We start from the raw sequence: 11,381 nt of genomic DNA, 5'->3' as shown, positions 1-11,381 counted from the left end.
GGCGTCGTTCAGATGAGCTGGATCGGATCGGCGACGGCGGGCACCTCGGAGAAGAGCCGCTCAACGGCTGCCTTCTGACGAGGCCCGCCCGTGTCGGGTGCGCGACGGCCGTGGTGCAGGAAGTTCAGGAGCGGGGTCAGCGTGACGTCCATCCGGTACGCCGGCCGCAGCACGTCGATCGCTGCTCTGCATGCCGCATAGGTCTCGCGGTTGTGGATCAGCTCGTCGAGCGCTGCGGCGACCTCGGCGACGTCCGTCGTATCGACGGTCAGGCCGACACCGTGCCGGGCGACCCATGAGCCGGAGGCGCCGTGGCTGTCGATGACGATCGGCATCCGGTGGAGCAGCACGTCGCGCAGCCGCAGCCGATGGCAGGTCTCGTTCTCCGCGCCGGGGCGGCCCAGACATACCAGCGCGCGGGATGACGCCAGGATGCCGTCCCGGCCGGTGTGCGGGAGCGGTCTGTCGTGGTGGACGAGGTGGGCGTCGAGACCGAGGTCGGCGGTGAAGCGGTGGAGCCGGTCGGCCTCCGCGATGCGCTGGTTGGCGGGAGGCGGGTAGCAGAACCGCACGCTCACCGCGCGTCTCGCATCGCGTAGCGCTGCCAGTGCCTGGCACAGAACGCCCGTGTCGGTGAAGTCCCACACGCCGCCGGACCACGCATAGTCAGCCGGCGTAGCAGTGGGGACGGCATGTGCGGCCGTGGTCGCGGCTTCCGGACTGAAGCCGATGGGCACCAGCGAAACCAGGTGGTGCAGCTGGCGATCGACGGCGTGCTGGCGCGGTGTCAGCCGCCCGAGGGCGACGAGTGTCGCGTACATCCCGGCGCGCTCGACTTCCGAACGCGCCAGGAAATGGTCGCTCACCCAGCTTTGAAGGCGAAATTGGGCCACGAGCTGCTCATAGAAGCGGTCGGCGTTCGCCGAGTCGCGCAACTGGTCGTAGTGCAGGTGCTCGATCGGTGGCGCGTTCTCGCTGATGATGAGCCGGCCCAGCCGGTGAGCGTGCAGCAGCACTCGTGGGTCGGGCAGATCGGTGGTGATCACCGCCTGGGCGGCCTCCACCTCCGCCTGCCAGCCGTCCTCGCCGAACTCCCTCACCTCCAGCCCGTCCCGAGACCAGGAGACGTCACTGCCCGGCGCGGCGATCACGCGGATGCAGTGTCCGGCGGCGCGTAGCCCCAGAGCGATCTCCCACATGCGCAGGCCGATCCCACCCATCCGTTCTCCCACCGGGTAGGGACCGGTGAACAGGCTCACGCGCATGGCAGGTCCTTCCAGTACCTGAGCAGCGAGGGCCACGTCCCCAGGTCCGTGAACGGCGGTACCTCGATCACCGGGGAGCCACCCAGCGGCGGCTCGGCGGCTTCGGCGAGTTGATCGATCACTTGCTGGGCGGCCTCGCGGCGGAAGGCCAGCCCGAACCACACCGCGTTGAACCGCCCCTGCTCGGCGGCGTCCATGCCGGGCTTGTCCACCAGGTGACACACTCGCCGGCCGTGCATCGTGTCATCGACACACAACGCCCCGTCCATGGCGATGCGCGCCGGATCGTCCTCACGAGCGGCAAGGACACAGGCCGGAGCCCGCTCCAGCGCCGCCAGCACCTCGTCCAACAGGAAACCGGGCGGCGGAGCCGACAGCACCTGATCGGGAAGCAGCACCAGAACCCGTTCGCTCGCCCACTCCAGCGCCGATTCCAGCGCGCCGGCCAGCTCGGGCGACTCCGCCCGCTGGCGTACGGCCGCAACGGGAACATCGCGATGACGTTGATGGACGTGCGCCAACGTCGCCGCGCGGTGATCGTCCACGACGAGGGCCACTCGCGTCGGCGTACGAGCGGCCCGGATCAGATCGAACACGCCGTCGATCGCCACCCGCCCGGTCCCGATGGGCAGCAGTTCCTTCGGTATCGGGAGGCCCAGGCGCGTACCCGCTCCGGCGCACGGCACGATCACCGTCAACGGGCCACTCATCGCGCCACCGCCTGCGGGCGGAGGCTGCAGGCCATGGCCTCACAAATCCGGTCGGCCAGCACCTCCGTGCAGATCAACGGGGGAGCGAACGCCACCACCGCCCCTTGCAGACGTGCCAGGACCCGGTGGGTCTCGCGCAGGCGCAATGCCACCTCCGCGGCCCGGTCAGCGGTGTCGAACTCCACTGCCGCCAGCAGTCCACGCCCGCGTACCTGCCGTACGCCCTGTTCACCGATCAAAGTACGAAGACCGGACAGCAGCCGTACACCCACCCGGGCGGCGTTCTCCACCAAGCCCTCGGTCTCGATGGCATCCAGTACGGCACAGGCAGCCGCGCATGCTGTCGCGTGACCACCCGTCGTGAAGCCGTGCCGCAGGCCGCCCAGAACAGGATCGCGCGCGAAGACCTCGTAGATGTGCTGGCGACACGTCATCGTCGCCAGCGGCGCGTATCCGGCGGTCAACCCCTTGGAAGTGACCACGATGTCCGGCAGCACGAGCGGCTCGTGCTGGTAACCGAACCACCTGCCGGTCCGGCCGTACCCGGTCATGACCTCGTCGACGACCATCAACGCGCCGATGCCATCGCACAGGCGCCGCACCGCAGCCAGGTAACCGAGCGGCAGCGGCCGTATCCCAGCCACCCCTAGCACCGGCTCGACCACCACAGCGGCCACCTGATCGGCCCCGGCGCCCAGGGCGCAGGCGGCTACCGCACTGGGATCGCTGCCGGCTTGATCACCTGGTACGAGCACGAACCCCTCGGGAAGCGGCTCCATCAGGGCGCGAACCGCCGGCATACCGGTCATCGCCGCAGTGGCCAAGGTGCTGCCGTGGTAGCCCGGAGCCAAGGAGACGATCAACCGTCGATGCCCCGCCCCGGACAGGGCGTGAAACATCCGTGCGACCTTGATCGCGCTCTCGATCGCCTCCGAACCCGAGTTGCAGAAGAACGTCCGTGACAGCGGCTCACCGAACAACCTCGCCAACCGGGTGGCCAGCTCTGCCGCGGGCGGGGTGATCGCCTCCTGGAGCGTGTACGCCATCAACGTGACCGCCTGCGTGGCCATGACCGTCGCCACGTCCTGCCGCCCGTAGCCGAGGGCGGCGTTGAACACACCGGCTCGCGCGTCCAGAAAGCGTCGTCCGTCTGCCGCCACGACCTCACAGCCCTGGCCCTCGACCAGAAGCAGGGGATCGTGGTCGGCGTGAATCGGTGCCCATGGACGCCACACATGGTCGGCTGCGTTCGCGAGGATCGCCTTGGTGGTGGAGAGCCTGTCCATGTGCTCCTCTTTCCGCTGGGCTGAGACGCCCTGAGCACACCGCAGCAGCGGATGATGACGCTACGCTGAGGCGTGATCACTCACGGTTCATTCATGGCTTCATGTCGATTCCTGGGAAGGATTCAGGTGTGAACCCCACCGCAGGAACGCAGCCGCAAGGCGGGCCCGCAGCAGGAGCCTCAGCACCGGGGCGGTCATTTGCGGCCGAGCTCACGTACTGGCGCCGACGGCGAGAGCTGAGTAAGAAGCAGCTCGCCATCACGATGGGCTTCGACCCCTCTTACGTCAGTCACGTCGAAGCCAGCCGCCATGCCGCCAGCGAAGACTTCGCCCGCAAGGCGGAGAGCGCGCTCAACGCGGGCGGTGCACTGTGGCAGGCCTGGCGGACCACAGCCCCCGCCCGTCCGGCCGCGACCGCGGAGCACGAGGGGGAAGGCGTGATCGTGGACGACGATTACGCCCAACTGCACTACGACGGCTCCACCTACCGGGCGAGACAGCGGCGACGCCTCTTCAACGGCGGAGCCGAGCCGGTCACCCGCTACCTGATGCGCATCAGCGTGGACCGCTACCCCGGCCAGCCCGAGCGATCCAACGCCCTCTACCGCGCACGCCCGCTCACCTGGGATGAGCTCAACCTGACCGCCACCTGCGACGGCGAGCCGATGACGTGGCGCTCCAAGCACGACCGGGACGCGTTCAAGGAAGCCTGGCTCTGCCTGGAGAACGACCGCGGCCGCTTCCCGCTCTATCCCGGCCAGCACGCGGTACTCGACTACGCCTACCAAGTGGACGACGGCCGCTGGGGCCCCTGGTTCCAGCGCGCCGTACGGCTCCCCACCCGGCGTCTGTCGGTCGAGCTCGTCTTTCCCGCCGCATTGGACCCGGTCGTGTGGGGCACCGAGACCTCAACCACCGCCGAAGCGGTCCCGCTCAGGACACCCGTCACCCGGACCGAACGCCGTACCGGGGACGTCGAGGAAACGGTGTTCTCCTGGGCCATCGACACCCCGCCCATGGGGGCCCGCTACCGGCTCGAATGGCGATTCCGCGCCCGCGACGACGGCGCGGTTCCGCAACCCGCGCTGCGCACCGCCAGCGACCGGATGCGGTCGGTCGGAATCGTCCAGCACGGCGCGCCCATCTTGACCCGCACCGCGCGCCCCTTCGACCTGCCCGCCGAGGCTGCGGAGGCAACCGGCGTCATCGACCAGCTGTTCACCGCCATCCAACGCGTCCGGGAGCAGCACGTCTTCGGCAAGGGCATGGGCCTGGCCGCTCCGCAGATCGACATCGACCGATCCGCCGCCGTCATCATCTCGCCTGACCCTGACGCCGAGCCGCTCGTCCTGCTCAACCCCCGGGTGATCAGCGAGTCCGCCGAGGTCGATGAGCAGTACGAAGGCTGTCTCAGCTTCTTCGACGTACGCGGCCTGGTGCCGCGTCCGCTCCGCCTGGAGATCGAGCACACGCACCTCGACGGGCGACGCGTCATCGCCGCCTTGGACGCCGCGCTGGCCCGCCTCGCCGGCCACGAGATCGACCACCTGTACGGACGCCTGTACACCGAGCGCATGCGATCCGGCGTCGCCCCCATTCCCGTGGAGGAATATCGCGGCACCGGCCAAGCATGGAGTTACCGGTAAATCCGACTGCTCGGTGACGAGCGGGCCGCTGTCGACCCGAGACGGTCGATCGATCCGTGAACCGGGCCGGGCCGATAGGCCAGCCGCTCACGCTGGGCGCCCGGCTGTCGCCAGATCAGGCGCCCAGGAGGCTATGGCACGCGATGTTGCGCACCCGAAACTCCCGCTTATGAGCCGGGAACAACTCGTCACACTGCATCTCCATCAACGATGGAAACTCGCCCCGTCCAGACGACACCGGCGAGTCGGGACGCGGCCGGCTTGCGCGCTTCGTACGGGGCTCCGGTCGGGAAGCACGGCCGTTGGCTTCGGGACCGGCCAGCGGTTGTAGTTGTAGGCCTTCGCCGTGCGCCTTTGGCTCGTCGACGCGTGACAGAGCAGGCGCGGCGACAACTCGGTTGCCGGGTAGGCCCCGCAGTGCGTCCATGGCTTGGGGGGAAGAGTCTTGCCGGCCACCGAGCACGCTGCCCCCTGCTATTGCCGTGGCTATGACGGCGGCGGCTCCACTCACCTGCAGTAGAGTCCTGACGCGCATGCACCCCCGCGGCAGTTTACCCTTTTCGGGCATTTCCGGCCCCCCGATGCTCGTGATGATTATGGTGAAGCGTACCTACGGCGCTTGGGTTATTCTGTGGGCTTTGATCTTCGCTTGATAATTCATGACGCATCGCCGTGTCGGAACCGTGCCTCGAATCTGCAACTTTGCTCCTTTGGTGCAGTGTGATCTCGTCTCGTGAGGCTTACTACATGGATACGAGGCAAGGGGTGGTGGCTTACTGTAGTGTTACAATCACTTTAAGTCGCCAAGGCGTCTGGAGCGATGATGCGCCTGCCCCTGTTGATCACTGGCGTCGGTCTCTCTGCCGGCCTCGTTCTCACAGCCATCCCGGCCTACGGGGCCGCCCGGCCGAACGCGGTCGTCCTCACCGTAACGGCGTATGGAAACAGCAGTCTGAAGATGGTGACCCTGCAGTGTCCAGGTCTGACGAGAGGGCACCCATACGGTGAGGTCGTGTGCGTGGTCATCGACGCTGTCGATGGAAACCTCGACCGTCTTCCTGGCGATCCAGGTCGCCGGTGCAGCGAGAAGCGTGACCCGGTTACAGCGACGATGTATGGCCTGTGGCGGAACCGGACCGTTGGCTGGCAGAAGACTTTCCCCAACGCCTGTGCGCTTGCTGCCAAGACGGGCCCGGTCTTCCGCTTCTGAGGAGCGGCCACGGCGTCGTCGAGTCGACATGCGGGGGGTGCCGGTGCACGCAGGGCGCGGCATGATCTCAACTTTTGTAATGTGCATTCCATTTTCGGAGCGTGCCACGAAAGCCTTGGTGGTAAATCGGCTGACGTGTCAACCCTCTGGAGAAGCCTAGCGCTTCGGGGATGCCTTCCCAGTGACCGGAAAAGAGCTTCCGGGGCTTTTGGTCGAATTGCCATCACGGGCGCCTTGATGGCTGCTTTTCTGGGTGGCTCGGGTATGACCTTGGCTGCTGCTGAGCCGTATTGTCCGCCGGTTCCAGAGGAAACGCGCCAGATGTTCGATATGGAGAAACTGTGCGCGTTGGTGCATCGGGACGTTGCTGAGGGACGCGGGCTTTCCAATCTCAAAGAGCGGCTGGCAGAGTCTCAACGTGTGCCTCCGGAGACGGAGCCACCTCCGCGACCACGAGTGCGTTCAACGCCCAAGCGCTCGACCCCCAGGGAGAGGTCGCCCAGGCCTGCACCTGTCGCCCGGACACCGCGGAGGGAAGGCAGGCCGAGCGGGTGGCATGAGGAGAATGCAGGGACGAACCGGGCGTCGAAACCAATTACGGAGCGGCAGCGTAACGTCAGGCGTGCTCATCGCCGGCATGCTCACCATCACGACGTTCGGTCGCCACGACCTCGTGTCGAAGTCGGTCCTCCCTCTTCGCCGCTTCCATCTCCCTCAGCCTCTTCACCTGCGGCGACCCGCAGTGAAGCTCACGCAACCTGGCATCCCGCGGCAGGGGCGTCCGATGGGCAGGGGCGGCTTGTCGCTGCGCTGCTGTTCGGGCTCGTGGTGATGCTGCTGGCTGCTGTGCTGATCCACCGCCGGCGTCGTTGGCCAGGATTGGCGGTTGCCGCCTCTTCACGCGCGGCGGTCAGTGGGCGTACTGATGCAGGAAGAAGCGGCAGTGCGGCCGCTTCGGTTTCTGTACAGGCACCATGGATCGATGCCACGGCCGACCCCGTGGCCGGTGCCACCGCGGAGGCACAGACCGTAGCCCCTGAGTCAGGCACTGCCGCGGCAGTTACCCGTGAGTCGGACGATGTTGACCTGGGAGACACCGCATCGGCTTCTCTTTCTGCAGAGTGGGTGGAGCCGGGGTTCGTGACGGAGCCGGGCAAGGGGAAAGCCGAGGTGCTCGGAGGGCTGCGGCTGTCGTATGACGGCGTGGAGGTCTCCTTCGGCCGTGCCGTGGCGTCCGATCTGTTTGCCTTGCTGTCGACCTCCCAGGAGGGGCTGGCGACGGAGAGCATCATCGACACCTTGTGGCCGGGCGATGGTGACCGGGGTGTTCGCTCGTTGGAGTCCGCAGTTCGGCAGCTCAACCAGGTGATGCGACAGGCGTCCGGTCATGCGGCGAGCGTGAAGTTCGTGGTGAAGACGCGGCAGCGACGCCACCTGGCGCCCGCCTACTTCGACGTGGACTACTGGCGATTCGAGAAGGCCTTCATCCGCGCGAACAGCACGGGAGAGGAGTCGGATCGGCTCGCTGCGCTGCATGAGATGCTGGCCCTCTACCAGGGGCCGTTGCTCGCTGGGCGGGATGCCCTGTGGATCCTCCCGCTGCGGCAGGCCGCTCAGCGGCAGGCGGTCGATGCGGCCGAGCGGCTGGCCGAGCTGGTGCGTGGGGATGATCCTGATCGCGCGTTGGACGTGTTGCGGTTGGCGGTGGAGCGCATCGATCCGTACAGCGAGCTGTTGTGGTGTCAGCTGATGACAATCCAGGGAGAACTGGGCAGGACGTCGGCCGTACGGCGCTCGTTCGGGCTGTTGGAGGAGCGCTTGGCGGAGATCGACGCGAGCCCGAGCATCGAAGTGCACCAGGTGTGTGAGCGATTTCTCCGCTAGGCAGGCGAGTGAGATCGCTCGTTGAAGCCTTGGCTGGTTTCTCGGTGGAGGACGTACTGGTCGTGTGGCGCGTAGGTGGCGAGCATGGCGGGGGTGAGCAGCTGGGCGGGCTGCGTGCCGTAAATGCGAGCCAGAAGATGCAGGGTGTGGACGGAGGGGCGTCGGCCTGCCGTCGGCCAGTTCTCGTAATCGTAGAGGCGGGATTCTCGGAGTCCTGTACCGGTGGTCTCAGTGAGGCGGTGGAAGGCCTCGACCGTCTGGGCTGCGGTCAGGCCGACGGCGTGGCGGTAGAGCCAGAGCGGGGTGGCGGGGTGGTCGAGGGCGAGGATGATGGCGATCTGATCGATGGTGAAGCCGTGCTGGCGTAGGTATCGGCCGCGGCGGCGGCAGTCGAGGAGCGTCTGGTAGCCGGTGTTGGTCATGCGGTGAGGTGTCCTTCCCGTCCTGGTCGTGGCGGTGGGTCGCCCCGGGTGAATGTGGGATCGAGGGACGGTAGGTGGCCTGTGACGAGGGGCTCAAGCTTCTGCGTGGGGTGATCGTCGAGGGTGGCGCGGGGGTTGCGCGGACGGGTTGACGGCGTTGGTGCTGGTCGGCGCGGTACAGGGGCGGGGTTACGGGTTGGGGGTGGGATTCGGGCGGCGAGGTGAGCGATGGTGCTGGCCGCTCCTGGATGTGCCGGGGGCGTGACCGGGAGGGACAGCCAACATGGACCACTGCACGCAGCACGTCTCAGCCGAGCCGAGCCGCTCTTCCGAGCTGCGGACGCTTCGGCAGCCGCTGGGAGAGGAGTTCCCGGATCTGGCTCCGGGGTTGGTGATGTCGACGTTCCGTTCCCAGAAGGTGTGGAGTGGGATGGCCTGGCGGCGAGCCTTCGCAGGGCGGGCGGATCAGTCGGCTCCAGCGCGCCACATGGTGGGAGGGTTGCTGGCTGACACCGACCGGAGTGGGGATGCGGAGTGGGTGACGGCCGAGCTGGTCAGCAACACGTTGCGGCATACGCGGTCCGGGCAGGTGCGGGGATTCTTCGTGGTGGAGGTGCTGCGCGGTGCGAACGTGGTGCGCATCGTCGTTTATGACCTGGGCGGAGGCGCGGTACCGGACTTCTCCCGGACGCCGGGCTCCATATCGGGACTGGCGGAGCACGGGCGCGGACTGGCCGGAGTGGCGAAGCTGGCGATCCGGTACGGGGCAGCGGGTAATCCGAGCACGGGACATGCGGTGTGGGCGGACCTCGCCTTGTCTGAGGAGGTGGCCCAGGCCGCCGCAGCTGTTGACGTGGCCGATGCCGGTGGGGGAGGGCCGGAGCCGGATGTCCCGTACGCGGCGGCTGGCCAGGAGCCGTCCTTCCTGGAGATGCGGGCGTACGGAGGAGAGTCGGACCAGGTGTCGGCCTTCGGCCAGGAACTGTGGGCGCAGCAGGCGCTGGCGGAACTGCGCCGGGATTGGCCCGCTTGGGCCTTTCTGGTGGTGCGGTCTCGGTGGCTGGCGATGCGCGGCCCGCAGATCGTCATCAGCGCGGCTGGTCCGGAGGAACTGCGCCAGGCGCTGCCGCCGATCCCGCTCAAGCCCATCTCGGCCGGAGAAGGTTCGGCTGGCTTCGTACTCGATGAACACGCTGTGGCGGAGGCTGACCTATCGGGGCCGAGCTCGTCGGAGCTGCTGGGGGCGGAGCCGGATGAGGGCCGGATGGGCGTTGGCGGGCCATTGTCACTGGCGTCGGGGGTAGGCATGCGGGGGGCGCGCAGGGGAGAGGGTGCCGCCGGGGCGGGGCTGAGCGGCACGCTGGCGGTGATTGCGCCCCCGGCCGGAGCCATGGCCGCTGAGCGGTCGGGGACGGGCACGTGGGCGGTTGTCGCCGCAGATCCGGCGCGAGTGACATGGTGGCCGCATGGGTGGCCAGTGTGGCGCCGGAGCAGGAACCGGGGCCGATCACGGGCGGGAGCACAAGTTCCTGGGGGTGAGCGTCGGGGCGCTCTGGGCGGAGTACCTGACGAGGGTAGGCCTCGTCATCGCCGGCATCGGTCGAAGCCCATAGCGAGGGCTGCTGTCGCCGCCTGAGGGCCGGGCATTCCCGGTGTGATGCGGGACTTGACAGCCGTGATGCAGGTGGGTGTCGATAACGGTCCGCCCGTCCGTCCAGCGCTGAGAGGCGCTGGACGGGGCTGGGTGAGGGCCAGTCTTCGGCGGCGAGGCGACCACGTCGGCTGAGAGGGGACACGACGGTCGGCCCATTCGGTTGTCGCGGTCGCTGTTGCGGGTTGCTGGGCGGGGCGTTGTTCGGTGTTGCCGTCGGTGTCGCGTTTTGTTGTCGCGTTCGGTGTGGCCTCTGAGAGCGCCTCACCTATTGATATGCCGTTTGCTCACGTCACGCGAGTTTCGGCTGTTGCGATGGCCGCCCCGAGTCGCCTTAAGGCGACTCCTGGAATATGTGCGCGGCTACGTTTGCGTGATGTCTGGCCTATGCCGGTGTGGTTCCCCTCATCGTTTGCTGTCCCGTCTCCTCGAGTTTCAAGTAGTGGTGTTGGTGGGTGCCGGCTGAGTCGGTCCTGGTGAGATCCTTGCCGCAGAAGCTGTGGACGAGCCTGTTCTGTCGTCGCCGAACGTGTGGCGGACACTGGCGACGCGGGTAGGGGCCGCTGACGGCCATCAGTCTGAGGGTGTGCTGCCAGTCGTTGAGGCGAGTACGGGCTTGCGCGGTGGTGTCGGTGGCGAGGACGGCGTGCCCGGCCGGTTCGCTGCTCGGGGTGTGCGCGTCGTGGATGGCGGCCAGGGCATCCCGCCTGGTGATGGTGAAGACGGCGCCGTGGTCCGCGATGTCGGCGAGGGCGGTGAACACGTCGTGTCCGTCCCACATGAGCGCCCATCCAGGGCCAGCGGCGGTCAGGCCGCGTAGGTGGGCGGTGTTCACAGTGATGGTGTCGGTGGCGGTGATTGTTGGCGTCATGGGTGCCCTTTCGTTTCCCCGGCACGTTATTCCGGCATGTTTTCGATGGCGAACCATCGCCTAATTCATGAACGCTCGATCGTGTATGCGTGTCAACCAGAATGCAGATTCACCTGAGAGCAGTTGATTGAGAATCGGGCAATCGGGTGTCGTTCACCGTCGAACGGCGAAATATATGAAGAGCTCGGCCGGCCCCTGATGTCAAGTCGTAGCGGCGAACTGCTCGCGAGATGTTTCCGCAGATCAGTAGTCGTTCATCGGGTAAGCCTTCCCAGCCGTTGCGGTGATGGAAAATGTTCCCGGATCGACTTGCCAGCTGTTTGTTATGCGAGGGATGGTCGTCGCACAAACAAAAAACGCCGGACCCGAAACGGGGCCAGGAAAGTCCAGAAAGGGAATCACGGAATGACTATCACTGCAGCGGAAAACGCCGCCA

The 11,381-nt window shown here is 67.2% G+C and carries 8 protein-coding genes; 3 read left to right on the top strand and 5 right to left on the bottom strand.

The features are described from left to right. Window positions 1–8: 8 nt before the first annotated feature. Genes HCN51_RS39355 through HCN51_RS39345 form a run of 3 tightly spaced genes read right to left on the bottom strand, consistent with a single transcriptional unit; the run spans window position 9 to window position 3,261 of the window. Window positions 9–1,265, bottom strand: coding sequence for a glycosyltransferase family 4 protein (locus HCN51_RS39355; protein WP_168017165.1), 1,257 nt, complete (start codon window positions 1,263–1,265; stop codon window positions 9–11). Next, a complete protein-coding gene (locus HCN51_RS39350) occupies window positions 1,256–1,963 on the bottom strand; it encodes a glycosyltransferase family protein (protein WP_168017164.1) in 708 nt (235 codons plus the stop codon). The genes HCN51_RS39355 and HCN51_RS39350 overlap by 10 nt, the downstream gene beginning before the upstream one ends. A gap of 8 nt (window positions 1,964–1,971) precedes the next feature. Then, window positions 1,972–3,261 (bottom strand): aminotransferase family protein, encoded by a 1,290-nt coding sequence (locus tag HCN51_RS39345; RefSeq protein ID WP_168017163.1) that lies wholly within the window; start codon window positions 3,259–3,261, stop codon window positions 1,972–1,974. Between the two features lie 443 nt (window positions 3,262–3,704). Here HCN51_RS39345 and HCN51_RS39340 point away from each other — a divergent pair, with 443 nt between their 5' ends. The 3 genes from HCN51_RS39340 (at window position 3,705) to HCN51_RS39330 (ending at window position 8,001) form a co-directional block, all read left to right on the top strand. After that, a complete protein-coding gene (locus HCN51_RS39340) occupies window positions 3,705–4,907 on the top strand; it encodes a peptide deformylase (RefSeq protein WP_487353032.1) in 1,203 nt (400 codons plus the stop codon). An 820-nt stretch (window positions 4,908–5,727) separates the two neighbouring features. Then, the gene (locus HCN51_RS63135) at window positions 5,728–6,117 is read left to right on the top strand and encodes an SSI family serine proteinase inhibitor (protein WP_168017161.1); all 390 of its coding nucleotides are present in this window, start codon (window positions 5,728–5,730) and stop codon (window positions 6,115–6,117) included. Between the two features lie 831 nt (window positions 6,118–6,948). After that, the gene (locus HCN51_RS39330; RefSeq protein WP_240973734.1) at window positions 6,949–8,001 is read left to right on the top strand and encodes an AfsR/SARP family transcriptional regulator; all 1,053 of its coding nucleotides are present in this window, start codon (window positions 6,949–6,951) and stop codon (window positions 7,999–8,001) included. On the opposite strand, the gene HCN51_RS39325 is transcribed toward HCN51_RS39330, so the two are convergent. Further along, a complete protein-coding gene (locus HCN51_RS39325) occupies window positions 7,998–8,423 on the bottom strand; it encodes a hypothetical protein (RefSeq protein ID WP_168017158.1) in 426 nt (141 codons plus the stop codon). The two genes, HCN51_RS39330 and HCN51_RS39325, sit on opposite strands and share 4 nt — an antisense overlap. A gap of 2,036 nt (window positions 8,424–10,459) precedes the next feature. Continuing rightward, a complete protein-coding gene (locus HCN51_RS39320) occupies window positions 10,460–10,837 on the bottom strand; it encodes a hypothetical protein (RefSeq protein ID WP_168017156.1) in 378 nt (125 codons plus the stop codon). Between the last annotated feature and the right edge of the window lie 544 nt (window positions 10,838–11,381).

The organism is Nonomuraea composti (assembly GCF_012034275.1).
Lineage (GTDB): Bacteria > Actinomycetota > Actinomycetes > Streptosporangiales > Streptosporangiaceae > Nonomuraea > Nonomuraea composti.
Note: the sequence above shows the minus strand (reverse complement) of the source record. Positions and strands in the feature narration are given on the sequence as shown.

Coding starts and splice junctions, on each gene's coding strand:
- HCN51_RS39325 (WP_168017158.1), bottom strand. CDS start 8,423: ATGACCAACACCGGCTACCAGACGCTCCTCGACTGCCGCCGCCGCGGC.
- HCN51_RS39345 (WP_168017163.1), bottom strand. CDS start 3,261: ATGGACAGGCTCTCCACCACCAAGGCGATCCTCGCGAACGCAGCCGAC.
- HCN51_RS63135 (WP_168017161.1), top strand. CDS start 5,728: ATGATGCGCCTGCCCCTGTTGATCACTGGCGTCGGTCTCTCTGCCGGC.
- HCN51_RS39330 (WP_240973734.1), top strand. CDS start 6,949: ATGCTGCTGGCTGCTGTGCTGATCCACCGCCGGCGTCGTTGGCCAGGA.
- HCN51_RS39355 (WP_168017165.1), bottom strand. CDS start 1,265: ATGCGCGTGAGCCTGTTCACCGGTCCCTACCCGGTGGGAGAACGGATG.